Genomic DNA, 22,538 nt, shown 5'->3' on the forward strand with positions numbered 1-22,538 from the left:
GCGCCCTCCTCATTCGATATTTGCCGCAGCCACCCGCCCGGTAACCGTGAGATCGCCATCGATCTGCACGCCGCTGGCCGCCTTTATCATCAGCTTTTGCTGGGCCCGGTCGTAATAGACATAGCTGCCATCCTCAAAATAAACGCCTTGCTGGTTGGCCGTGCCCGGCACAATGTCTGGAATGATACCTAAGCATACCCCGTTACTCTTGCCGTTTCCCAACATGAGGCATACAACGGTATCGCCCGGCTGCGGCATTCCATTGACGGCGCCCGCTCCTCCAGAAATGATTACGGGAATGTCCCGGGATACTTTATCCTGCCGATCCGGAAACGTCGCTGTGATTGTTCCGCTGTCAAAATCTACAGTGGAGCATTCACCGATCTTGACCATTTCAGCGAGCAAATTTGCCATTACCACCCCAGCACCTTTCTGATATCGATATCGGTTGTATATGCTCCAGTTGCGTCAACGCTGTGGTTTGCGTTCTCAATGATGTATTTTCCGTCAAAATATCCCCATCCCTTGATGGTGATCGTCTGGCCCGCCGCGATGCCCGTGTTACCTTCCAGAGTGATTCTGGCAAGCCCGGCCTTTTTGTTCTGCTCGCGGAGTCGATTCTTTGCCAAACGATTAGCCTCGGCTGCGGACTCAACCTGTTCATTTACTCTCAAGACAGGCATGCCGCTCGCTTTGGGCAGCTTGTATGAGCCTTTGACCGTCTTGGACGCTTCCTTCTTTGTCTTCGGGGCCGTGTACACGACCTCGCAGGACCCATAGGCCGTGCTCTCACTGTTTGTTCCAAAAGAATAATTCAGCACATTGGATTTCCCAAGCTCAATGGTCATAGCCGGCGATTTTTTCTCATAGACCTCTTCGTCAAACATAACCAGCTTTGACCCGCTCACCTTCAGCGTAATACCTTCCCGCCGGGCAATTTCGAGTAGAAATTCGAAGTCCGTTTGCTCTGTCTGATCAAGCCGGTCATAGGTCGGGTTTGAAGACGATTCATACACCAGTTTTAGCTTTGCTCTGGCAGCAATCTCCCCGGCCACCGTTTTGAGTTTGGTTTTCTCCCAGGACTTGGAGCGTTTCTCCTGTTTGGCAGAGTTTCCTTCCACGGGCAGTGCGCTGGCTTCCATAGTTACCACGTTCGGCATGCCAGCATAAGTAAATGATTTGAGGAAGAACTTCCCGCAGGGCAGTTTCTTCTTCTCCCCCGCCTTCTCCCAGTGCCAGGTTACGATTTCAGCCTTGATCTCATCGCCAATGACCGGGACCCAGCCTTTGATCCACCGCCCTTCCCCATCATCAAGCTGAATGGTAATGTCATCAGCCTGTCCAGCGTATCCGTCGTTATAGGAAAAGCTCATCAGATACGGCTCAAGGTCAGCATCCACCTTCACCCCGTTAAAAAAAATAGAGAGGAAGGCGTACCGACCGTTTTCTACCAGGCTGGTCATACGTCTTCCTCCCGTCTCCACGGAGGCAGTATATCAGCTTCCTGAATGACGATTTCAGGAATGTTCAGCGTGATTCCTGTCGGAAAGATCACGGTCTCCACATAATCCGGATTCGCCTGCATGAGAGGCGTCATAAACTCTTCGGTGCCCGCGATCTTAAAGGCGATCCCGTCCCAAGTATCTCCCTGGATGGTCCTGTACGTGCTCACGCAAGGTTCCTCCGTTCCTGCTGCCTTTTCCAAGCAGCCATATTCTGCTCCCATTCACGTTGTGAATCCTTGAGTACCGATTTGACGACAGCAGCGTCGGCGTTACCCTGGATGGTGATTTGCGGATTGTATACCGGAGCGAAGCTTCCGCCAAAAGGATTCATTCCCAAGGCAGCCCCAGCTTCCGCCCACAATCCGCGGGACCGCTTAGAATTATTGATCGGTATCGCATATTCATCATAACCAGCCTCAGCCAGCAACCCCACAGTTGGCCGAGTGATCTTGTCACCTTCAGCATACGCAGTTATCTGCGGTTTCTTGATTGCGGCATTGGGCTTACCTGTTAGGGATTTTTGAGCAGCTTGAATTGCATCAAATCCGGCTTGAGTCCAAATGACATTAAGGTCGATTTGCTTAGATAGCGGTAGGGCGTTCATCTCGGAATTGAGATCCTGAATCTCCCTCATTGCTTGATCAAACCGCTTTTTCTCAGCATCGGTCATCTTAGAGTAGCGTGCCGCTTGATTCTGGACAGACTGGCCGCCAAGGTCCTGCATCTCTATTAATTTCACTTGAGTGTCATATAATTGCTGATAGGTTTTTTGAACGTCTAAAATTGACTGCTGGGTATTATTGAGATTTTCACGAATCGATTCGTACGTGGCCTGATATTGATCTCTTGTCTCAGAAAGCTGACCCAGCTTCCCAAAGTATGATTCACCCGTAGCATCATAAATTTTGTTTGCAAGACTTTCCTCTTGTCGTCTTTGTTCTTCGCTACCAGTCTGTGTTGAAATGTAGATTTCCCGAGCTTTTTCAGCATAGCTTTCAAACTGCTGATAAGCTTTCTTTGCATCCAGATAAGACTTTTCGTAATCCCTTACCTTATCTTGCATCGTCTCATATTCGGTCACAAGATTCGGCAGATTTTTCTCAGCTTTCATAACATTGGATTCAAGATCACGACGTTGCATCTGAAGTTGAGTTTGATTCAATTTGTCAGCAACGTTAAGCTGTTCACGGAATGATTCACTCTTAGCATCTTCTGCGTTGAGGATCTGGGGATTAAGATCAATAAGTTCCTTTTCGACATCAGCCATCTTTCGGCGGGCCTCGGTCAGCTCAGCTGCAGGTGTCTTTGAGCTTTTGATCTTATCATTAAGACGATCATACTCACGAATCAGATTTTGTGTTCTCTTTGTCGTATGGTCAATTGATCCATAATCATCAAAGGATTTCTCCAGCGTACCTCCCATCTTAAGCAGTTCCTGCCGTGCCTCTTCTTGATGATGTTTATAGGCAATGACCCCAGTCGTGATAAGCCCAAGGGCACCGACAGCGATCCCCACTGGATTGGTCATAAGGCTGAGAGCTTTGCCGAACTTGCTGACCCCGCCAGTCGTATCAAACAGTGACTTGCCCACCTTGGCAAAATCCTTCGACATTGATACCGCGTTTTTGGTGAGCATAGCGGCCGGGACGCCAAGGGCCAGAGTCTTGATGACATCCTTGTTGTCAGAGGCCCAAGCGGTCATATCTCGAAGAACCGGCATGAGGTCCTCGCCAATCGGGATTACCACGTCGGTCATCAATTCCTTGCCGAGCTTTTGGATGTCCTTCGTCAGGCTGCTGTACTTCACACCCTCGATTTGTTTCATAGTATCCAAGGTCTTATTGAATTCACCGTTGGTATCTTGGAGAGCTGCTACCGCAGACGCCCGTAAATCCTCAAACTGCGTACCAAACAAGCCGACAGAGAGCTCATTTCTAACGTTGGCATCGTTGACCTTATCCAGCTGCTTTATAATCGAGTCAAGGGCGTCCCGCGGGCGAATCGTAGCATCCGCAAGGCCGTCAATAATTTTGGAACTATCACTCATGTAGCCTACGATAAGTGAAGATGCTTTAGCTGCTGTAGCGCCACCCTTTTTAAGAGATGTGACAAGCCGTTTGGCTACATCCTTACCAGCTATGTTGGATAGCTCTCTAAACTCCTTGACCTTAGCCCCGCCCTTCGATAGAGCCCCAATAAACTGTTCAATGTCTTCTGGAGCAAATAATTGATCAAGCGAATCAGTGACTACCTTGTCCCCACTCTTGATCCGAATGTTAAATTCCTTGAGCAAGTCCCCCATTTTATCAAGGTTAAACGTGCCCTTTTTAATCCCGGATTCCAAGATACTAAACATCTCTTCAGCATTGTATCCGGCGTCCTTGAACTGGACTGAGTATTCGTTAATCGTGTCCAGGAAATCGCCAGATCGATCGAGCCCCTTCTGACTACCTTGGGCAATCAGGTTAAACGCTTGGTCCGCCGTCAGGCCCATGTTCCGCATAAGGGCATCCGTCGTCCGGACTGTTTCATTGACGTCATATCCAAATGTATCCTTAAGGATTAGGGCATTCTTCGTGGTATTTTCAAGAGCCGCCCCTGTTTGCCCAGTCACTTGCCGGACATTCACCAAGGCGTTCGCGATGTCATTGAATCCTTCGCCGATGTTGGCCTCGTAAATGCCTTGGATGACCTCCTTAAACTGCACCATTTCCTGAGCCGTTGCACCAGTTGCAGCGCCCATTTGATGGACAGAGTCATCAAGAGAGCCAACATCACTGACCATGCCTGAAAACATGTCACTGACCGTCGTGATGATCTTATGGGCGCCGGTGAACTGCAGCGTCTTCTCAAATACCTCTCCGAATTCCTTTACATCCTGCCGCAATTCGTGAAAGGCTCCTTGAGCCTCTTGGGCATCCTGGGTGACCTTACGGAAGCCTTTTGTCCGCTGGAGGCTATTGAAATCTTTCCCGAGGTCCGTTACGTCCTTGGACAATGAATCAAACGTACGGGATATCCGGGGGTCGATGTCGCCATTGAGCTCAAACGACATTTCATATTTTTTTGGCATGATTAACCCCCTCCCTCCGGTGGATTATTTAATCGATCGTTACGCTTTTTCACAAAGCTGTTCCGAGCCTTCAACCATTTCTTTATATCGCGTATAGGTCGGGAAAAATAATCAAGTGGTGATCCCCCGGCTTCTGCGATTACGAAACAAATCTCCATAAGCTCGGCAGGAGGGTCCTCGGCTAATCCCAACCGCTCAAAAAATTTCTGGCTGCGACCGTCACTTTGTTAAAGTCTTTGGCAGGCAGTTTCTTCAAAAAGTTGAAATGCACGCCCATGGCCTTTGCAGCTAATACAGCTTGATAGGTCGGATGTTCCTTCTTGAGAGAGATCAAAAAGTTTTTCCCTGCGTTTAACTCAAGAAAATCTGCCTCAAGAGACATAATTTCATCACCAGACAGCTTTTCGAAGTCCAGGAGAAGCTCGGTATACTCCTTCTCTTCCCAAGTAAAAGGCCGGGACAGTTTAACCACCGTCCCGGCCTGCTGCGTTTCCTGCATTTCTGGTTTCAATTCGCTTTCGCTCATAACTTTTGTCTCCTCTCTTTATTAAGCCATTCCAAGGGCTTTCCGCACATCAGCCTGATCGTCCTCGCCGTTTACCCGGCTAATGTAATTAAATTTGTCCAGCTCAAACACCGTTTCCCCGTCGATAAAGATTTTGAGGTATGTGGCTTCAATGGTGTTGGTGGTATCAGTCGTTGCGTTGACTGAGAGTGTTCCTAGATCCATGCCCTTACCGACGCCCCGGACAACGATTTTAATCGCACGTGTGACGAAAGCGGTCTGGGCTTTATCGAACTCTTTAAAGGCTCCACGGATTTCAAGCCCCTTGGTTTGTGAGCCAACCAGTCGGAAAGCATCCTTGTTAATCGTCCGCCATGCGATGCCCAATTCCATCGAGCCGTAATGACCGGGAGAAGGTAGGTCAACCTCACCCAAAATGCCCGCCCCCGAAATCGTGTCGGACATAGGTGTGAGCGATGGAAGCGTGATATCTCCCGTCGCAAAATCCGTATTGCTCCCCTCCATAAACAGGGCCATGCCCTCGAGTTTTACCGGGATATTTCCTGCCATGATTATGCCTCCTTACGCTGCCGTTAAAGCAGCCAGATATGATGCGTCGTAAGCGACGATGAATTCGATTTCCTGCGCCATGGATGGAGGCGTGATAAACACACGGTAAACCATCTTTCCTTTTGCCATTTGGTCTTCTGGATTGTCTGCCGTCAAAAACTCAACACGTCCGCCGAGCAAATAACCCGCACCGACAAGACCATTGATCCAAACATTGGCGCCATCGGCCACCGATTGAATGAGCCTGATGTTGAGCGGATTATCCACCTGCTGCCAATGGCGAAGGACGAGATTGTTCTTCACATAACTGAACATACGCCGCACCGGGATAAACGCCCGTTGTGCATCCGTAAATTCAGGATAGGCACCTGTGTAATTCCCCCAAGCGTGAAAGCCGTCGGGCCAACGAATCGCCGTCACAATGCCGTTCGCGTTGAGAATATTGGCCTGATCAAATGGGATATTGACTGGCGTTCCGTCCTTGTAGACCATGCCGTCGGCTGTAATCATCTTGTTCGATGGGGTCTCGACAGGCACGCCACCGTTAGACTGGTCCGTCGCTACCATGGCCGCAGTAATCAGTGTAGAGGAGTGGTATGTCCTGCCCTTATATGTCAGCATCGGATAGGTATTCGCCTGACCATGGTCTGTATACCCGTTGTCCTCCTTCCAGGCTACAACGTCCATATACTTCTGGCTCGCATCCAGATCCGTGACGGCGAAGGCCTCAAACAGCCCATTGATGTTCTTTGCCTTGGCGACCAGGAGCCCTGCTACTATCGGGTCATCCGAAAAGCCCGGGGCCACGATCAGGTTCGGGACGTATGAAGTCTCCAGGAACACATCCTCGATGAGCTCGAGCCCAGTCCGGACTCCGGTCTGTGAATCGGTCCCGCCGATGATCCTCGCTGCGTTGACCGCAGAAGGTTTGAGAGCGTCGTATCCAACCTGCAGCGACGTCGTCCCCGCCGGAACACTCCCGCCGGGCAGAATCGCGACCACAAGTTTGCCGGCATCGTTGAATGTCAAAGAGAAGTCTTTCCCCGCCTGATAGTTGGTGGAGCCGTCACTGACCTTTACCGAGCCTTTCAAGACGCCTTCCTTTTCGATCGTATAGAGACCATCTGTAAAGACAGCCGCTGCCGGTACGGTCGTTTCCTTATCTGCCACATCCAGGACGTTGACGAACGCGATAGGAGACTGTTCATTATCGACAAAATGGGCTTGCGCTGCCTCACACAAGGTAAACGACTTCCAATCCTCCGAATATCCCAGCTTGGCCTTGAAATCTTCAAAACTGTTTGCCAGGATAACCTTGTTGACGGCATCTGCCGGATTGGCGACCTGGTTGATCGGCGCCGTGCCAATATAAAAAGGCAACGTGTTGGTTTGCACCACCGCTGCCTTCCGGGCGAATGTCTCTGAGGCTTTTACGCCATGAAATTCTGCCATGCCTTACACTCCTTTCAGGGACAGGATTGCAGCATTCAATGCCGTGCCTGTCGTGTTAATTTGTTTTTTTGCTTCCTGCAGCTTATTGACGGGCACAAAAAGCGCCTTGATTTGTGGATAAGCTGTGTACAACGGCTCGAAATACTTAGGATGACCGCCCAGAAACGTCTGATTCGTCCGGATCCCAACGCCATTCTGCCGAATTGACGGGCCGATGTAGATCAGCTGCTCCCGATCTGTTCCGGATACGGCGGTTTCCTCCTTGGTCTCCGACACCTCATCCGGTTCTGCATTCGCAGCCAGCGTCACCGTGGGCTGCTGCTCTTCCTGCTTTTCCTCGTACCTCTTAGAACCCATTCTTCCATACCTCCTGTTCAATTGACGGCACTTCCCAAGTCGTCGACATATACCCCATCCAATAGGGATCGGGCTGCTCTTCGTAAAATCCCATTGAGAGCGGACGTGTCAGCCGGAAAGACCATCCTTCATATGTTTCTCGCAAAAAAGAGGCTCTTACGTATTCCATGAGATGCAAAACATCCATGTATCCGTCGGGCCCTCTTCCTTCACATCCAAACGTCAGGTCAATATTCGCCGTCCGGTAACCGTCCTCCGTGTCCTCCGCATCGTTAAAGATGACGATGATAAACGGCCAGCGCTCGTCCCGCTCCTCTGGCAGCGTGGTCTGGGCAGGCGTAATATCGGTTTCCTGAACCAAAGGGTCATAATCGGGCGTAGCACGCGCCGGCAGATCCACCTTGTAAATGTTCGGCCGGAGTCGTTCCGGGCCGAGAACCATGCCTTGGGTGATCTCCTGCAGGTATTCCTGCAGCTTATCCATAATGATACTTGGGGTCACATCTTCAACCTCCCTAACGTGCGGTCAAGCTCATGCGGCAGGCGCTTTTGCATTTCCTCTCCATACACCTGCTGTACATGCTCCCGGACCACTTCATTACCAACCATTGACGGTACGGCAGGGCCGCGGAGCTCCTTGATAGGCAAGCGCTTTTTGCCAACCCGCTCAAATACGCCGGTATGACTACCAGCTTCGGCGACAAACGCGCCCGGAATCGGCTTCTTTGCGCCGCCCCGAAGCACCGCCGCTTTGATCGCCTTGGGCGCTCTTTTCAATCGGCGTTTCGGAGAGACCGAGAACTTAATCAATGGGATTGCATACCCTTGTGAAGTCATTATGGCTTTCAATGCACTGCCAGTTGCCTTCCGGATCCGGATGGTCTCCACGACTTCCTTTTGCTTAACCACATACCGCTCGCGCGTCTTCCGCCCAGCTTCCGTCTTTGCCCGCTGTGCAGCCCGGTTGAGGCTGGACAAGAACGCTTGTCGCGTGGCCTTGTCCATTTGCTTCAAAGACCGGCTTACCTGCATAAAGTTGTCCTTGATCTGAAAAAAGTCACTCATGGCCGGGTACCATTGGACTGCAGCACGATCTTCAGGATACCGGTGTCATTCGATACTCCCTTGACCTTATACTTCAAAAAGTCCAAATAAAAATTCTGGTCCACCCTTGGGGTATAAACCAGAATCTTAGGATCGATATGGACAATGGCACTATGGGCAGATACGCCGTCCGCGCTTTGGATAGGTCTGCCGTCCAGGGTGAACTTCTCGACGATCATGGAAAGCACACGGTCTTTCTGTCCTGCCTGATTTTTCTCATCGGTAAAAGTAGAAACCGTATGAAGCTCTGCGAATTCATTCGGATTCATGAATGTTTGCTGTACGTCTACCGCCATTTGCTCTCTTAAATTCATGGTGCAGCCCCCTAAGCATCAGGCTTTTGGTTATCCTTGGACTTGACGGGCTTCTTCTCTTCCTCAATCACTTCAAGGGCAAGCAGGCGCTCGGCCTCTTCCTTTTTGAGTCCGGGCACCTCATCACCTGGCCGGTAATACTTACCGTTATGCAACACCTTGCCTGTAGCAATGTATTCCATGGATATCATCCTCTCATGTTAAATTAGAGTACTTTGGCGACAACCCAGCCGGCCACGTTTGAAGGCACGGCCAACGGACGGGAAAGCATCTGCAGCCAGCGCTGGGCAGGTTCCACGGTAACCCAGGATTGCGGAGTGATTTTGCCCATAACCCGAACGAATTGCTCTGTTTTAGGGTCCATAATGACGTTGGCGCCATAATGGAAGGTGAACTTGTCGCGAGTTGACAAGATCGCAATCGTTCCAGCCGGAATGAATGGAACCTCTTGCCCAGCATCATTGGTGTAAGTGCCGGTGTAACTGTACACGTCCATGCCCACATCACGGAGGCGGCCATGGTATGTCACACCGTCCGGAAGCAGAGTCGTGTCGATGTTGCCCACATCCACCCCTTTGTTATCGGCGAGCTTCAGAATCGATGGATGACGCATCAAGGCTACAGCTGCATCGTAGTCAGCAAGGACCAGGTTCGGTGTAGGTGCATTGGCATCCATGACGGCCTTGCGCTGTGCAGCCAGGAATTTGAGCGGATCAGATGCGGCATTGCTCCACAAGTCCGTGCCTGATAACGTCACGATGTTGGTAAAATCGTATTCGATGACCTGGTTCACACCTTCGCCGATTTGGGTCACCTTGCCTGTGAACATAAGCTCGGAGGCCTGTTGAACCAGTCGGCGAGTGATCGTGGCCTGAAGGTCGATGATGTCCTTCGCAAGCAGTTTTCGTGCTCGTACTTCTGGTTGATCCGGGTTAATCAAGCTTTCGCCGGCACTACGTACTTTGAGATCGATCGCAGTTATAGGGCGGGCAGGTTTGATCAGTGCTGGCTTATATTGCTTCGCCGTGAAACCGGTTCGCTGAATAACTTTACCTGGCTGAAGCTCAGATACATACGGCGCAATCGGCTTGTTTCCTTTCATGGTTTGGATTTCGACGGTTTCAGTGTCGAATGTCTCACCGTCTTGGAAGAACGTATCCAAAATATATGTGCTTGGCGGCGGCAGCTGACCGATCACCTTCAGCAAAGTCGGGAATGCATACAAATCTTTAATAGCCATCGTGGTTTTCCTCCTTATTTTACGACCCGTTTGGTATAGATTTTTGCGTTATTCAGAGCTGCTTCGTGGTTTGCAATCGTATCTGTGCCACCAAAAATTAATGCATCTCGGTTAAATTCGCCTTGAGTGTACACCGTAGCACGCTGCTGGGCAGTCGTTGCATCTACAAATTCATCGGCCAATACAGCCACCGGAATTTTTTGGGCAGCTCCTGCAGCAGCAGAATCAACAACAGTGCAGATCCAAGTCCCATCCGGGGAAAACCCTGTTCTAGCCATTACAGTTCCGCGGATAAATACTGCCCCTGCAGCCGGTTCAATGATAATGGATTGAGTGACAATCGGCTGGACCATTCCGGCGATCAGGTTATCATAAGGCACGCTTTCGTATGCTGGCATTATTTTCGACCTCCCATGATATTTTTGATTTCCTCAGCCAGGGCATCAGCTTCCGCTTGAGACGTAACTTCAGGATTTGGCGTAGCCGGCGCTTCGTCCGGTGTTACGCCGTTGACCCCGCTGTTCTGGGAATCGTTGGCACGACGCTGTCCTTCATTTGCAATACGCTCCGCAGAAGCCTTGACAATATCCATCGCCGCTTCGCCCGCTGTCTTACCTTCTGCAATCGCATTGGCTACGATCTCGGCCGCACCTGGGGCAGTGGCAAGAGCATTGAGTTCCGTAATCCGTCCCCGTTCCTGCGTTACTCCGAGATTCATAATCTCGTTGTATAGGTCGGGGTATTGTGCTTTCAATTCATCCTTATTCATTGGCTGTTCTTCCTCCTTCGTTTGTGGTTCAGCATTTTCTTGCTGACCATCTTCATTTTCCATGCTGTTGGATACCTGGGGCATAATTGCCGATAAGTCCAAACCAGCAAATAGGCCTTGCTTATCGCCGTTACTGGTGCCGCCCTTGAGCATGGCACTGATCAGGACATCGCGGAGCTTCGCTTCCACATCCGGTGGGATCTCTCCACTGATGCTATTTGTAATGGCAATCAGGGAGTTTTCCTCGTCAAACAGTATTCCGTCAGCAAATCCAAAACCAACAGCCTCTTGTGCATTCATCCACGTTGTCTTATTCATGAGCGCCAGTAATTCGTCAGTGCTTTTGCCTGTCTTTAGACGGTATGCATTGGTAATTGCGACATCGGTACCACTCAGCATATCAGCGTTACTGGAGTGAGCATTTTTGTCCCCTTCGGTCCCCGTCCTTGCATTATGAATCATCAATTGTGACGTCGGTGACATCATGATTTCATCAGCTGCCATCAGGAAAAATGATGCAGCACTAGCAGCTACACCTGTGACCTTTGCTTTCACCTTTCCGGCGTACTCCTTCAGAATGGTGTACACTTCCGACCCGGCAGACACTAATCCTCCTGGGGAATTGATATAAAGCTCGACATCATCCCCTCGAGCATCATCCAGTTCCCTCGATAGCCTTCCGGCGCTGATATATGGCATACCAATCCAGTCATATAACCAGACACTGCCGTCACCTATGACTGGGCCATTAAGCTTGATCTTCTTCGGCATCTTCTTCTTCACCCCCCTTCACAGATGAATCGCTTTGTTCTTCAAGCCCGTTTTGCTCGCGAACCTTCTTTTCATAGGCAAGCTGCCGAACGTTGCTCTCGTATTCGGAGCCAGTCAGCTCAGCCGCCTCACGAGCCCGCGTGCTAAATCCATTCTCAACCCGGATGACAGCTGCATTTGCTTCTTTCACAGGATCAAGCTGACCTTGAGAAGGACCGTGCCATTCGGCTTTGGTGTATGCCTTAAAGAGCAGAGGATCGTCAAAGATACCAGGTGCATCAATACGGCCTTTGATAACCGCCTCAGCAAACCATTCCTCATAGATCGGCTGACAGAAGTCTGCTGACATCCAAGACCGACGCATGCGGAACATCTTCCAAGCTTCCAGCAAGGCTGCTCTGGAGGCTGAGTACGAAGCCGTAAAGTGCTTGAGCAGCAACTCATATGGAATCTCTAAAGACGCGCCTACCTGCCGTAGAATGGCCGTGACAAACGGGTCAAATCCGCTGTTTGGGCGCCCAGGATTAGCAATGCTAGCTTTTTCTCCCGGCTCCAAAAACTGCACAGCTCCATTACCCAGTGCTATGTCATCGTCCGCCAAAGGCAGGGGCTCCCCGGTCGGGTTATCAACGGGCGGAAGTGGTACTCCAAATTCGCTCTTCTCCTGGGACTGTGTCTCGATAAAAACCGTGAACATCCCACTGATGACCGCTGCCATCAATTCGGCTTCGGTATAACGCTCAAGCTGCTTGAGCGATTCGATGACTGGGGCCAAGATGGGAACTCCGCGCCTTTGTTCTGGGCGTTCCGCCTCCATTAGGTGCAGCACGTTCCGACGTCCGCTCTCTTCGCCTACCACGGTAACCCTCTGCCATTTCGTCGGCAGTGCAAACGTCGAACCGGGGTGCTTGTCAGAAAACCAATAAGCAACGACCATGCCGTCATTATCCACCTCGACCCCGCTGCTCAACTTGTTGTTCATCTCAACCTGCTTGGTTAGCGGATTACTGCATCGGTCAGCCTCAAGCAGTCGGACCCGCAGATCATAAATCGTATGTTTACGCTGCAAGAGTGGTAGAAGTACAAACGCATCACCTGACATCATCCATGATAGAAACGCGAGCTGCTGGAGTTCATAGAAGTTGTGCATGCCGGCGGCGTCGCAGTCTTTAGATTCTGCCCAGAGTGCGAATTCCCGCTCGATCTGTCGCTTCAGGCGTGCGGCCTGCTCCTCAGATAGGCGTAAAAAATCGGCATCGAAGGAAGGTTTTAGCCTTAACCCCGTGCCGATAATGTTTGTTCTCAGCGTTTTCAACGATCCGTTTGCGAGCGATCCGCCCATGTAGAGGTCACGGGCACGCGGTCGCAAGTCTTCCAGATTAACATGGATGTCTTCCTCGGCGTCACCCGCTGCGGGATTCCATGCCTTCAAAGAGTTTTTCCTTCGGCTCGCTCCGTGGTCTCCGTACCCCTGATTGAATACTTCTTGCACCGCTCGCTGCCGAGCGATCTCTGTACGGGCCAGTTCTCGTTTAGCTGCAATACGGGGTGCCACAACAGCCACCGTTTTATCCAGCCAACTCATAAATCAATCGGAACATACCGACGTACTTTATGACTAGGCCCCAGACCCAGCTCGCATCTTTGAATATCGTCCATTTGCTTCTGCCAATATTTAATTTGCTGCATGACCTCAGCCAGATTCGCTCGAGTCAACGATCGCCCCGCAATGCTGTACGACTGCCCGGTGGAGAGAGCCAATTCCGCGGCTAGCCAGGCGTTTAGGTGCTGCTGTGCTACTTCCTTTGTATACAATGGCATTTCCTTTTCACCTCCTCTCAAGTATTAGATACTGCTCTTGGTTCCGCGTCGCCGTTTCGGGGCGGGTTGTACACCGCTCCCTGTACTCGCTCCAGCCAGCGCTGGAACTCTCGCCGCACCAGAACAGTACGGCTGCATGTTTTCCAAATCCGGCTGCAGGATTTCGATGGCTGCCCGGTTATATACCGCTAAGTCTAGCGGTTCGTTCCGAGTCCGAATCTTCACCCATACTTGATACGGGACGCCCATCTTTTGACGCGTATGAAGTGCCTCGGCTGTCAAACCCTCGAAATATTGCCGCTCATAACCCCGGTTACGCTCCGGAGTGGTCAGCGGAAAGTGGACGTATCCGCGCGATTTGAAGCCGAACTCGTCAACCATCGGAATTTTCAAAGCACTCATAACCTTTGACTTGCCCTCATCAACGCCGAGACGGACGACTGTCGCTTTATATCTGTTGTTTGTGGATGTACCTATGATCAAAGGTAACCGGGTTCCATCTCCAGTACCTTCGCCCTTGATAGGGAATATCCGCCGCCCATTACGCTCTTTACTGAAGCGATACACTTCGTTCGTAAAGTGACCGCCTGAGTCCATGCATGTCAGGGCGATTGGATACTTCCTGCCATCCGCATCCTCCCAGGTCCGCTGGAGGTATTCGTCAAGATCGGCCCATACCTGCGGCTGCTTTAGATCGCCGTATATGATGTGGTACTGAATGCGCCAGTTCTCATGCCCAGCTCCCCAGCCTTGAATTTCGACCTCGAACCGATCATCCTGGGTATCTACAGCTGCCGTTAGGATCTTTACACCATCCGGCACGTCCGCATGGTACATCTCCCGGCGGTTATACAGGACATCCTCGTCCAACTGCTCTCCTTTTTCTTCCCACGTCTCACCAAGGGAAGTATTGACCCAGGCTTTCAAGGTCTCAGTACCGTTTGCCTTCGCCTCGCGAAATTCCTCGATGATGGTTGCCCAGCGCTTCCATGGGCTTGCCAGTTCGTTCAGATGGAACCCGCGCACCTTGCGATTTTCCTTCCGGGCTATCCACTTGCCGGCGCCCGCCTTCCATTCCATTTCAGAGTGAAGGGCGCCGCAATATTTGCAGGCCATCGATGCATCTTCAAAGCGAATTTGACCCCATGCCAGCGGCTGGTGGTCCCCGCAGCTCGGGCAAGGCAAACTCCATTGTTCCATGCTGCTTGCTTCATATGCCGTTTCAATCCGGGACGCACCTTTGATTGTCGGGGTACTTACCAGTACACGCTTCCTATTGTGAAAGGTTGTTGCCCGCTTGGAAACCAGCGTTACCGGGTCACCCTCGCTACCTGCAGAGACCGGGTAACGGTCCACCTCATCCAGAAGCACAACCCGGATAGGACGAGACGCCAAAGAGGCCGGCGAGTTGGCGCCAGCCATCGTGATATGTCCACCAGGAAACGTTTTGTGCAGCATGGTGTTCCCGCTATCTCTACTCTTGGCTCCGGCCATCCTTTTTTTCAATTCTGGACTATCCCGGACCATCGGAGAAAGTCGATCTTTCGAAAAAGCTTGGGCCAGTTCGAGTGTGGGCTGGACCAGCATGATCGGCGAGGGGTCCTGGTGGATGAAGTACCCGATGATATTCAGGATGATTTCCGTCTTTCCCACCTGGGCCGAAGACATGACGACGATCGTTTCCGTCTCATCATCGTTTAAAGCGTCCATGATTTCGCGCTGATAAGGCGCCCGCTCTGTCCGCCATTGCCCTGGTTCAGCGGAGGCTTCCGAGGAAAGGCGTCTGTATATGTCTGCCCAATCAGAAACTGTCAGGCTTGGCGGTGGAGCAACAACCCTAGCAATCTTCCGGAATAGGGCTGCTGTCTTTAGAAAATTAGGAACTGCCATCAGAATCATTCCTTACCTGTTCCTGTTGGAACAGCTCCGGGTCATAATCAGCTAATTCAGCCAGTGCTTCATCCAGCGCCGCCGATAAACGTCCTTTTATAACGTTCAATTCACTCTGACCAATCAGTTCAGGGGCTAACCGCATCGGAATTGCTCGTATTCGCTGCCGAAACGCACCAAGCATGTCGTTCATAACGGCCTCAACGTCTTCTGAACGGTGCAGTTCTCCCTGCATTTCGGCCAGTTCCAAGGCTGATTTTTCCTTCTTTATGCGCTCGTGTTCGGTCTTTTCGTCCATGTACCGTGGCCTTTTATCATCTTCCCTGCCCCCAGCAACGTGCTCGATGTAGGCCTGAACAGAAAGACCGAGGTTATATTTGCCACGGTCAACCTGCTTGAGGATTCCTTCGCCGGTGATCTGCCGAACCCACCGGTCCGATTTACCGATAATGGCCGCCAATTCCCCGGTACCGATGACCCTCTCATGCAGTTTATTTGCTTCCGCTTTCTTTTTGGCCATTATCTCACCTCAACTTCCGTTTTTTATCGATTTCCCCGCTCTTTGATCGCATGGTCACATTATTCGAAGGAATTTTCATGCTCTTCGAATATTAGGGACTATTGAAACGGAAGCGGAACTGAATTTTTGAAAATAAATCTAGCGGAAAATCGGGGTCGTCCGCACCCGCACCTAATCCGAACCCTCAGAAGGACCCGTGAACGAAAATTCGACCCCTCTCAGCCTTTCAAATCATTCACTCGACTGTTTGCTCATCTTCATAACAAAACGCCTACACGGAGTCATTTAATCCGTCTGGTGATGTACCGTATCACATCCCTGAACTTATCCCACACCATTTGTTCTTTATTGGTAAGGTTATACGATGGTATTGCCGGTTCACCTAACCATGACGCAGTTTCATCAGGATCTCGGTTGAGGATCGCAATAATGATTTCCGTCTCTTCGTCTGTTAAACCAAGATGCTGTCCAAACACTCGGCTTGTTGGTGGTGTTGTGGTTTGATCCATACTGCCTCACCCTTTCCAGGTTTCTATTAACGAGATAATCCCAAGTGTGATGATACAAATCAACCATATCGAAAATACAATTGCGAGCCCTCCCCAAAACGGTATGGTCACCCACCACCAAGACCAATCGATATACCCCGTCAATTTGAGAACAACGAATGCAACTCCTAGAAGCCCGATAACTCCGATGCCTCCACTCTTCTGCGAGCTGTTGCTTTGCTTGCTCATTACGATTTATCTCCTTTCCTATTCATTCCGCCCTTGCCGGCGTTCTTGTCGGTTACGCGGTGGTGTCGATATTGCCTGCGTCTTCCTAGCGAGCCATGATGTATCAACTGGCTGATGTCCACCAGTGAATGCTTCAATCACCCTACGCTTTCCGCACTTACTACATTCTTGATACCTGTGAATGCTGAATCGCTTCACGGTTTTCCATCTGTGGAATGTGTGCATACCTTCTCACCCTCAGTTCCTAGCAATAGCAGCATTAGCCCACATGACGGCTTGCTCAAGGTTCGTCATGGCAAGTGACTTCTCACGACTGTTCGGGCACAGCTCGTCAATGGCAGTTGCCATCCCTTTTGCTAAATTCCTGAGCGCTTCGTATTTCTCGGGCTGCCCTTCCTTCGGCGCGTGATATTTAAAATTGTTCTCGATTTGCTGATTCATATTGATCGCTCCTTTCCCCAAAATAAAAAGCCACTCGAATGAGTGACCTTGTTTATCCCGTATCAAACCGCCGTGGAGCAGCATGCAGGAAAGCTATGATATTCCCATTGTTGCTTTTCGGCAGCTCTTTGAAATGCTCCATGACCTCAGCCTCCCATTCCTCTGCTGTAACTCCAAAGGACTGCAGCTGATCGATCTGCTCGCCTATGCTTTGATATTGCTCTTCAGTTATTCTCATATGCTGTTTTTTCTTATTCGAAGCAAAGTGTTTCAGATAGGTTTGGAAGTAGGGATTTTGTATCTTTTCAAAAGCGATGTATTTATTAAATCTTTTATTATTCGTTAGTATTTTATCATTAGTTACTAGCGTTGGATTTTCCACAACTGGAAAACCCGATTCTGGACGTAATGACGGGCATTCGTAAATATCGAGTTCCCAGGACATGATCTTGCCTCGCTCATTTTTGACCGGATAGCGATGCACGTATCCAAGCTGCTCGAGCTCCTTCATGCCAGCGCGGATGCTGTCCTTTCCATCGGTCGTGTGCTTGATCAGCTCGTCCAGGTAAAACCGGAAATGGTCCGTCTTGGATAACATGTAGGCGAGCAACCCGCGGGCTTTGAATGAGAGCCGTTCGTTCTGGAGGGCTTCGTTATCGATCCGGGTGAACGGTGGCGGATCCTTACCTGTCTTTTTAACTCGATGTGTTGCCACGTCACTCCCTCCAAATTATTAAGAGTTGTGATATAATATTCCAAACTCCACCGGCCCCTGTCTTAGGGCTTGCCCGGGATGGGGAGATGGTTGCTAGCCTGAAGCAAACCACTCTGGGGGAGTGAGGCAATGAGAAGTCGAATTCGATTCGATTTCACCATCACTGTCGGTGATGTACTGACTTTCATCAGTCTTATCATCGACTTTTTGGAGCTCCTACGAATGTAGGGGCTTTTGCCTTTTTAATAGAAAAGCACCCTTTAAGGGTGCTCAAAATTAGCTGCGTTGTGAGATATTATTATTAATCCAGTTCTTTAGAAATTCATCGCAAGACTTCCAACTTTCAACTAATTTATCACGAGCGCTGACAAGCCACGATAAGTTTTCATCTTTATCAACAATCACTTGTTTTAACTGGAAAGCATAGTGGTCGAATGCAGTGAAGTAGCCATCTATTTCAGGATGAACCACATCTTTTTCCCAGTAGATGCGCTTTAATTCCAGATAACTCTGCTGGGCCATTATTAAAAAACTAAGAGAAATTCCATACATTGTATTATCTTCATCGTATTTTTCAAGTACTTTGAATGCCTTGAGAGAATCTGTATACGATAAACTCATGGTTTCTTGAAAGTGATAAAGGGTCGCTATTCTTCTTTCAGTCTCTGTATCCATTTTTCTCACCTCCTCGACATCACACTTCGACATCAAGGAAGTAATTTCCTTTTAAAGGAGCCCACTCACAAACTCAGCCACGTAGGCACGTGACCTTGAACGCTTATGACAGACCCCCCGAATAATGGCCCACCCCCAAAATATAGTCGCACACAATACATTGTAGGCAGACAGGATCGTCGAGCTCGGAGCTTTCACCACCAATAGAAAAGGCCGGCTCTTTGGCCGACCTGGTAAGCAGGGCATTCATGCCCCTGTGGTGTCCTTCATTCGATTTTCCATGATACAAATATATCACGTCTAAAACCTAACAGTTCACAAGCTTTTCTTATTTTTTTCATAATCTTTTCGCAATATCTTCTTTCAATCCAATTATATAGACTCTTCTTTTGGACGATAAGAATAAAGGCCCGGCAATCTAGGCTCCCTTCCTTCTTTCATAGCCAAATAACGCTCTACCTGCCTGTCATTCATTATATCGAAATCAAATTTCTCTTCATCAGTATCGAACCAGAATGTCCATAGAGCACCACGCACCTTAACATCTATTACTATAGTTGGCGGGTCGATCTCTTCACTTTGGTTGGGATCACATCCAAAATCGTCAATGGAGATAACCACACGTTCCAATTCGCGAAATCTGGTCACATTTTCAATTTCGTCCATCACAAAATGTGTGAACTCAGCATTTGTTAGATCGCGGATTTTCCCGTATTCGACTCCGCCCTTCGTCTCAAACACATCTTCGAACATGACACTGTTAAAGCTTTCCTTATACCCTTCAAAAAAGACATAGGTTTGCGCCTGATAAATACCTATTTGATCTATAGTGTATACCTCACCTTTCTGAAGGATACTCAATGCATGCTCTGCTTCCCCTTCCCACCCTCCCTTACCAGTAAAGCGGATCTTTGATCCTTTACTAGCTTTTAATATGTTCATGCTCAATTCGAACAACTCCCCTCAACAAATTGTATGTATTGTATAAAAAAAGAAGCATCACAATGTTTGTGTGCTTCGAATTATATTACATTGGAGATGTGGTTCCGCACCGTCTTTTCACTGATAAACAACTGCCCGGCTATATCGCGAGTCGTTTTATCTTGAACAAGCAGCTCGAACACTTCACGTTCACGATGAGTCAATAAAAATTTGCTTTTATGATCGTTCCCCTTCAATGGTGTCACCCCTCCTTGCTCGGGTTTGTATGGTATAACAAGGTAAAGGGATACAGTCAACTCATATTATGTAAGGTTCAGGCCAATGGTGTCGTTCAGGCTAAAAAATAGGCTTCAGCCTTGTGGGCGGGCTTTGACGCAATCGAAATCATCGTAAAAGATCCGTTTAGCGGGATCACCCGGGTTTAAATTCGAAGGCCGGTGCCGAAAATGGAGCCAAGGAGGTGCTGGCTTTGCTGTTTTGGCTTATTGCCGGTTTTATCGTAGTCCCCTTCATCATGGCGGCCCTGGCTGTTTCGTTTCGACCGATCAGGTACATCATCCATTTGCTTGCGCTGATCTCCTTTTACGTGACCGGATCCATCATTACATCAGCTGTATATCTGAACAGAATCCATGAAACCGTCCTAACCACCCATGTCCATCATGTGCTGTTGAACCCCTGGTTTTTGATCACGGGCGCCTATCTTGGGCTTTATATCCCCTATCGCCTGCTCGCGGGATTTTGGGTTCGCCGGCACCAGTAACCATACGATAAAAAGCGGCACTCGGCAGCAATTTGCAGCCAGGGTGTTTTTGCCATGCATCCAATATACGGTACTAAAAATAAAGATTGACAGAAACCAAGCAACTCTATATTATTATTCCAGGCATGATATTGAGAATCATTATCAGTTAAGGCCGAAATACATACTTTCATATAAAAGGAGCTGCTGTTCTTGAAATACAATGCGATTCTCCCCACTGGTATTCTGGCTGCTTCCCTCCTCTTCAGCGGATGCGGGCAGCAGGATAAGACGGAGGCGGACCAGGCGCCAGCCGAATCTGCGGCCACCGAAACGAGCACGGTCCCCGCTTCTGACTTCAGCGCTGCGATCGAGCAGTACCGCTCATTTGCCGTTGAACAGTGTGATCTGTTCGTCAAAGAAACGGAGAAATTCACCGCTGCGGTCAAAGCCGGAAATCTGGACGAAGCCAAAAAGCTTTACGCGCCTGCGCGTGCCTACTATGAGCGGATCGAGCCGGTCGCCGAAGCGCTTGGGGACCTGGACCCGAACATCGATGCACGGGTGAATGACGTTGACGCGGCCGACTGGCGCGGCTTCCACCGCATTGAAAAGGCGCTATGGGAGGACAAAACGGCCGCCGGACAGGAAGGTTATGCCGATCAGCTGTTGAAGGACGCCCAGCTGCTTAGAGCAAAAATCGAAACGATCGATATCGACGCCAGCCTGATGGTCACCGGCGCCGTGGAGCTGCTGAACGAAGTGTCCTCCTCCAAAGTGACCGGCGAGGAAGAGCTATACTCCCACACGGATCTGTATGACTTCGCCGCCAACGTGGAAGGCGCGAACAAAATTTTCGAGATCCTGAAGCCGGAGCTTGCGAAGAAGGATGCCGATTTGGAGAAGGAAATCGGCGAGCGGTTCGCCGCCCTGAAGCAGGAGCTGGACGCGTTCAAGAAAGGCGACGGTTACGCGGATTACACCGATCTGAAGGAAGACGAGATTCGCAAGCTCAGCCAAAACCTCGATGCTTTAGCTGAACCGCTGTCCAATATGGGCAAAATTTTGGGAGTGTAAACCATGTCAGACCAGCATACCGATCCTCGTCCAAATCCGAACGACAATTCCATCCTGAAAAAACCGGTGACCCGCCGCGATGTCCTTCGTATGGCGGGTACCGGCGGTCTTGGGCTTCTCCTCGGCGGGGGCGCCATCGGCAGCCTGTTTGCGGCCGAGAACATCCGCAAAACGGAAGCAGCACAATCCCAGGAAGCATCGGGGGCAGCCATTCCCTTCTACGGACCCCATCAGGCCGGAATTGTCACCCCCGCACAAAACTTCATTTGTTTTGCGGCCTTTGACGTAACGGCCAGCGGAGCCGCCTCGCTTCAGAAGCTGTTCCGGACCTGGACCGGGGCTGCCGCGGCTATGGCGGAAGGCAAACCGGTCGGCGCGGAGAGCAGCAATCATAACCTGCCGCCCGTCGACACCGGTGAATCGGCCGGCCTGTCTCCCTCCCGGTTAACGATCACCTTCGGCGCCGGTCTGACGCTGTTCGATGACCGGTTCGGCCTTGCTGCCAAACGCCCCTCTTCCTTCCGGGAGCTGCCTTCCTTTAACGGGGATCAGCTCGAGCCGCAGTGGTGCGGAGGCGATATCGGCGTGCAGGTCTGCGCGGACGATATGCAGGTCGCCTTTCATGCTGTCCGTAACCTGGCCCGCATCGCCCGCGGCACCGCTGTCCTGCGCTGGGTGCAGGAGGGCTTCCAGCGTTCCGCGCAGGCGGATCCGGCCGGAGGCACGCCGCGCAACCTGCTCGGCTTTAAAGACGGAACGGCCAATCCCGCTGTCAGCAGCGCCCGGGACATGAATTCGGTCGTCTGGGCGCAGGGCAGCGACGGCGCCGCCTGGATGGACGGGGGCAGCTACATGGCTGTCCGGCGCATCCGGATGCGCATTGAGGTGTGGGACCGTTCCAGCCTGAAGGACCAAGAGGATACCTTCGGGCGCTATCGTGCCAGCGGGGCTCCGCTCGGATCGGCCAACGAATTTGATCCGGTCGATCTCGCTGCCAAGGATGCTAAGGGGAACCCGCATATCCCTGCGGACTCCCATGTCGCTCTTGCCCGCGGGGACGGCTCCATCCGAATGCTCCGCCGATCCTATTCCTACTCCGGCGGCATGGATCTCAAGACAGGCCAGCTCGACGCCGGCCTGCTGTTCATCAGTTATCAACGCGATATATACAAGCAATTCGTCGCCATGCAGCAGAAGCTGTCCAAGGGCGACCGTCTGAACGAATATATCCTGCATGTCGGCAGCGCTGTATTTGCCTGCTTCCCGGGGGCATCCAAAGGCGGATACATCGGAGATACCCTGTTCTAAGGCTGCCTCA

Annotated in this window: 28 protein-coding genes and 1 pseudogene; 3 read left to right on the top strand and 26 right to left on the bottom strand. The window is 50.7% G+C overall.

Going from position 1 to position 22,538, the window contains the following annotated elements; all coding sequences use genetic code 11:
* Nucleotides 1-9 precede the first annotated feature (9 nt).
* The 26 genes and pseudogenes from ACTHPM_RS21885 to ACTHPM_RS22010 all read right to left on the bottom strand — a co-directional run.
* Nucleotides 10-414 carry a hypothetical protein gene (locus tag ACTHPM_RS21885; protein WP_440398428.1) on the bottom strand — a complete coding sequence of 135 codons (405 nt, stop codon included), beginning with the start codon at nt 412-414 and terminating at the stop codon, nt 10-12.
* Nucleotides 414-1,463: a phage late control D family protein gene (locus ACTHPM_RS21890; protein ID WP_440398429.1), complete on the bottom strand. Its 1,050-nt coding sequence runs from the start codon at nt 1,461-1,463 to the stop codon at nt 414-416. Before ACTHPM_RS21890 ends, ACTHPM_RS21885 begins: the two co-directional genes overlap by 1 nt.
* Nucleotides 1,460-1,672: a tail protein X gene (locus ACTHPM_RS21895; RefSeq protein ID WP_440398430.1), complete on the bottom strand. Its 213-nt coding sequence runs from the start codon at nt 1,670-1,672 to the stop codon at nt 1,460-1,462. Before ACTHPM_RS21895 ends, ACTHPM_RS21890 begins: the two co-directional genes overlap by 4 nt.
* Nucleotides 1,669-4,578, bottom strand: a complete 2,910-nt coding sequence (locus tag ACTHPM_RS21900; protein ID WP_440398432.1) for a phage tail tape measure protein — start codon at nt 4,576-4,578, stop codon at nt 1,669-1,671. The genes ACTHPM_RS21895 and ACTHPM_RS21900 overlap by 4 nt, the downstream gene beginning before the upstream one ends.
* Nucleotides 4,579-4,759: 181 nt before the next feature.
* Nucleotides 4,760-5,104, bottom strand: a complete 345-nt coding sequence (locus tag ACTHPM_RS21905) for a phage tail assembly protein (RefSeq protein ID WP_440398433.1) — start codon at nt 5,102-5,104, stop codon at nt 4,760-4,762.
* A 21-nt stretch (nt 5,105-5,125) separates the two neighbouring features.
* Entirely contained in the window at nt 5,126-5,653 is a 528-nt protein-coding gene (locus ACTHPM_RS21910; protein WP_440398434.1) for a phage major tail tube protein, read from the bottom strand.
* Between the two features lie 12 nt (nt 5,654-5,665).
* Entirely contained in the window at nt 5,666-7,105 is a 1,440-nt protein-coding gene (locus ACTHPM_RS21915) for a phage tail sheath family protein (protein ID WP_440398435.1), read from the bottom strand.
* Nucleotides 7,106-7,108: 3 nt separating this feature from the next.
* Nucleotides 7,109-7,462, bottom strand: coding sequence for a hypothetical protein (locus tag ACTHPM_RS21920; RefSeq protein ID WP_440398436.1), 354 nt, complete (start codon nt 7,460-7,462; stop codon nt 7,109-7,111).
* A complete protein-coding gene (locus ACTHPM_RS21925; RefSeq protein ID WP_440398437.1) occupies nt 7,452-7,964 on the bottom strand; it encodes a hypothetical protein in 513 nt (170 codons plus the stop codon). Before ACTHPM_RS21925 ends, ACTHPM_RS21920 begins: the two co-directional genes overlap by 11 nt.
* Nucleotides 7,961-8,527, bottom strand: a complete 567-nt coding sequence (locus ACTHPM_RS21930; protein WP_440398438.1) for a phage tail protein — start codon at nt 8,525-8,527, stop codon at nt 7,961-7,963. The genes ACTHPM_RS21925 and ACTHPM_RS21930 overlap by 4 nt, the downstream gene beginning before the upstream one ends.
* A complete protein-coding gene (locus tag ACTHPM_RS21935; protein ID WP_440398440.1) occupies nt 8,524-8,880 on the bottom strand; it encodes a hypothetical protein in 357 nt (118 codons plus the stop codon). The genes ACTHPM_RS21930 and ACTHPM_RS21935 overlap by 4 nt, the downstream gene beginning before the upstream one ends.
* Before the next feature lie 11 nt (nt 8,881-8,891).
* A complete protein-coding gene (locus ACTHPM_RS21940) occupies nt 8,892-9,062 on the bottom strand; it encodes a DUF7210 family protein (protein WP_440398441.1) in 171 nt (56 codons plus the stop codon).
* A gap of 23 nt (nt 9,063-9,085) precedes the next feature.
* Complete coding sequence (locus ACTHPM_RS21945; RefSeq protein ID WP_440398442.1) at nt 9,086-10,120, bottom strand: major capsid protein; 1,035 nt, start codon at nt 10,118-10,120, stop codon at nt 9,086-9,088.
* A 14-nt stretch (nt 10,121-10,134) separates the two neighbouring features.
* Nucleotides 10,135-10,518, bottom strand: a complete 384-nt coding sequence (locus ACTHPM_RS21950) for a head decoration protein (RefSeq protein WP_440398443.1) — start codon at nt 10,516-10,518, stop codon at nt 10,135-10,137.
* Entirely contained in the window at nt 10,518-11,660 is a 1,143-nt protein-coding gene (locus ACTHPM_RS21955; RefSeq protein WP_440398444.1) for a head maturation protease, ClpP-related, read from the bottom strand. The genes ACTHPM_RS21950 and ACTHPM_RS21955 overlap by 1 nt, the downstream gene beginning before the upstream one ends.
* Nucleotides 11,638-13,245, bottom strand: coding sequence for a phage portal protein (locus ACTHPM_RS21960; protein ID WP_440398445.1), 1,608 nt, complete (start codon nt 13,243-13,245; stop codon nt 11,638-11,640). Before ACTHPM_RS21960 ends, ACTHPM_RS21955 begins: the two co-directional genes overlap by 23 nt.
* Complete coding sequence (locus ACTHPM_RS21965; protein WP_440398446.1) at nt 13,242-13,481, bottom strand: DUF6148 family protein; 240 nt, start codon at nt 13,479-13,481, stop codon at nt 13,242-13,244. The genes ACTHPM_RS21960 and ACTHPM_RS21965 overlap by 4 nt, the downstream gene beginning before the upstream one ends.
* A 24-nt stretch (nt 13,482-13,505) precedes the next feature.
* Nucleotides 13,506-15,380 (bottom strand): phage terminase large subunit family protein, encoded by a 1,875-nt coding sequence (locus ACTHPM_RS21970; RefSeq protein WP_440398447.1) that lies wholly within the window; start codon nt 15,378-15,380, stop codon nt 13,506-13,508.
* Nucleotides 15,358-15,891: a hypothetical protein gene (locus tag ACTHPM_RS21975; RefSeq protein ID WP_440398448.1), complete on the bottom strand. Its 534-nt coding sequence runs from the start codon at nt 15,889-15,891 to the stop codon at nt 15,358-15,360. Before ACTHPM_RS21975 ends, ACTHPM_RS21970 begins: the two co-directional genes overlap by 23 nt.
* A gap of 281 nt (nt 15,892-16,172) precedes the next feature.
* Entirely contained in the window at nt 16,173-16,400 is a 228-nt protein-coding gene (locus ACTHPM_RS21980) for a hypothetical protein (RefSeq protein WP_440398450.1), read from the bottom strand.
* 6 nt (nt 16,401-16,406) lie between these two features.
* Nucleotides 16,407-16,628: a hypothetical protein gene (locus ACTHPM_RS21985; RefSeq protein WP_440398451.1), complete on the bottom strand. Its 222-nt coding sequence runs from the start codon at nt 16,626-16,628 to the stop codon at nt 16,407-16,409.
* Between the two features lie 237 nt (nt 16,629-16,865).
* Nucleotides 16,866-17,069, bottom strand: coding sequence for an Acb2/Tad1 domain-containing protein (locus ACTHPM_RS21990; RefSeq protein ID WP_440398452.1), 204 nt, complete (start codon nt 17,067-17,069; stop codon nt 16,866-16,868).
* 52 nt (nt 17,070-17,121) lie between these two features.
* Nucleotides 17,122-17,784: a hypothetical protein gene (locus ACTHPM_RS21995; protein WP_440398453.1), complete on the bottom strand. Its 663-nt coding sequence runs from the start codon at nt 17,782-17,784 to the stop codon at nt 17,122-17,124.
* Between the two features lie 276 nt (nt 17,785-18,060).
* Nucleotides 18,061-18,459: a hypothetical protein gene (locus ACTHPM_RS22000; RefSeq protein ID WP_440398454.1), complete on the bottom strand. Its 399-nt coding sequence runs from the start codon at nt 18,457-18,459 to the stop codon at nt 18,061-18,063.
* Nucleotides 18,460-18,831: 372 nt separating this feature from the next.
* Complete coding sequence (locus tag ACTHPM_RS22005; protein WP_440398455.1) at nt 18,832-19,407, bottom strand: hypothetical protein; 576 nt, start codon at nt 19,405-19,407, stop codon at nt 18,832-18,834.
* Nucleotides 19,408-19,484: 77 nt separating this feature from the next.
* Nucleotides 19,485-19,637: pseudogene (locus ACTHPM_RS22010) on the bottom strand (LuxR C-terminal-related transcriptional regulator); the annotation flags it as partial.
* Between the two features lie 233 nt (nt 19,638-19,870).
* Between ACTHPM_RS22010 and ACTHPM_RS22015 the strand changes: the two are divergent.
* The 3 genes from ACTHPM_RS22015 to efeB all read left to right on the top strand — a co-directional run bounded on the left by ACTHPM_RS22015 (nt 19,871) and on the right by efeB (nt 22,528).
* The gene (locus tag ACTHPM_RS22015; protein ID WP_440397603.1) at nt 19,871-20,164 is read left to right on the top strand and encodes a transposase; all 294 of its coding nucleotides are present in this window, start codon (nt 19,871-19,873) and stop codon (nt 20,162-20,164) included.
* Nucleotides 20,165-20,356: 192 nt separating this feature from the next.
* Complete coding sequence (gene efeO / locus ACTHPM_RS22020; RefSeq protein ID WP_440397604.1) at nt 20,357-21,220, top strand: iron uptake system protein EfeO; 864 nt, start codon at nt 20,357-20,359, stop codon at nt 21,218-21,220.
* A 3-nt stretch (nt 21,221-21,223) separates the two neighbouring features.
* On the top strand, nt 21,224-22,528 hold the full coding sequence (gene efeB / locus ACTHPM_RS22025; protein ID WP_440397605.1) for an iron uptake transporter deferrochelatase/peroxidase subunit: 1,305 nt from the start codon (nt 21,224-21,226) through the stop codon (nt 22,526-22,528).
* Nucleotides 22,529-22,538: the final 10 nt, after the last annotated feature.

Source organism: Paenibacillus sp. SAFN-054 (assembly GCF_051966755.1).
Classification (GTDB): domain Bacteria; phylum Bacillota; class Bacilli; order Paenibacillales; family Paenibacillaceae; genus Paenibacillus_AQ.

Bases quoted from the DNA above. Each gene is read 5' to 3' on its own strand.
- ACTHPM_RS21885 (WP_440398428.1), bottom strand. From the start codon at position 414: ATGGCAAATTTGCTCGCTGAAATGGTCAAGATCGGTGAATGCTCCACT.
- ACTHPM_RS21890 (WP_440398429.1), bottom strand. From the start codon at position 1,463: ATGACCAGCCTGGTAGAAAACGGTCGGTACGCCTTCCTCTCTATTTTT.
- ACTHPM_RS21900 (WP_440398432.1), bottom strand. From the start codon at position 4,578: ATGCCAAAAAAATATGAAATGTCGTTTGAGCTCAATGGCGACATCGAC.
- ACTHPM_RS21905 (WP_440398433.1), bottom strand. From the start codon at position 5,104: ATGAGCGAAAGCGAATTGAAACCAGAAATGCAGGAAACGCAGCAGGCC.
- ACTHPM_RS21910 (WP_440398434.1), bottom strand. From the start codon at position 5,653: ATGGCAGGAAATATCCCGGTAAAACTCGAGGGCATGGCCCTGTTTATG.
- ACTHPM_RS21915 (WP_440398435.1), bottom strand. From the start codon at position 7,105: ATGGCAGAATTTCATGGCGTAAAAGCCTCAGAGACATTCGCCCGGAAG.
- ACTHPM_RS21920 (WP_440398436.1), bottom strand. From the start codon at position 7,462: ATGGGTTCTAAGAGGTACGAGGAAAAGCAGGAAGAGCAGCAGCCCACG.
- ACTHPM_RS21930 (WP_440398438.1), bottom strand. From the start codon at position 8,527: ATGAGTGACTTTTTTCAGATCAAGGACAACTTTATGCAGGTAAGCCGG.
- ACTHPM_RS21935 (WP_440398440.1), bottom strand. From the start codon at position 8,880: ATGAATTTAAGAGAGCAAATGGCGGTAGACGTACAGCAAACATTCATG.
- ACTHPM_RS21940 (WP_440398441.1), bottom strand. From the start codon at position 9,062: ATGGAATACATTGCTACAGGCAAGGTGTTGCATAACGGTAAGTATTAC.
- ACTHPM_RS21945 (WP_440398442.1), bottom strand. From the start codon at position 10,120: ATGGCTATTAAAGATTTGTATGCATTCCCGACTTTGCTGAAGGTGATC.
- ACTHPM_RS21950 (WP_440398443.1), bottom strand. From the start codon at position 10,518: ATGCCAGCATACGAAAGCGTGCCTTATGATAACCTGATCGCCGGAATG.
- ACTHPM_RS21955 (WP_440398444.1), bottom strand. From the start codon at position 11,660: ATGCCGAAGAAGATCAAGCTTAATGGCCCAGTCATAGGTGACGGCAGT.
- ACTHPM_RS21960 (WP_440398445.1), bottom strand. From the start codon at position 13,245: ATGAGTTGGCTGGATAAAACGGTGGCTGTTGTGGCACCCCGTATTGCA.
- ACTHPM_RS21965 (WP_440398446.1), bottom strand. From the start codon at position 13,481: ATGCCATTGTATACAAAGGAAGTAGCACAGCAGCACCTAAACGCCTGG.
- ACTHPM_RS21970 (WP_440398447.1), bottom strand. From the start codon at position 15,380: ATGATTCTGATGGCAGTTCCTAATTTTCTAAAGACAGCAGCCCTATTC.
- ACTHPM_RS21975 (WP_440398448.1), bottom strand. From the start codon at position 15,891: ATGGCCAAAAAGAAAGCGGAAGCAAATAAACTGCATGAGAGGGTCATC.
- ACTHPM_RS21980 (WP_440398450.1), bottom strand. From the start codon at position 16,400: ATGGATCAAACCACAACACCACCAACAAGCCGAGTGTTTGGACAGCAT.
- ACTHPM_RS21985 (WP_440398451.1), bottom strand. From the start codon at position 16,628: ATGAGCAAGCAAAGCAACAGCTCGCAGAAGAGTGGAGGCATCGGAGTT.
- ACTHPM_RS21990 (WP_440398452.1), bottom strand. From the start codon at position 17,069: ATGAATCAGCAAATCGAGAACAATTTTAAATATCACGCGCCGAAGGAA.
- ACTHPM_RS22000 (WP_440398454.1), bottom strand. From the start codon at position 18,459: ATGGATACAGAGACTGAAAGAAGAATAGCGACCCTTTATCACTTTCAA.
- efeB (WP_440397605.1), top strand. From the start codon at position 21,224: ATGTCAGACCAGCATACCGATCCTCGTCCAAATCCGAACGACAATTCC.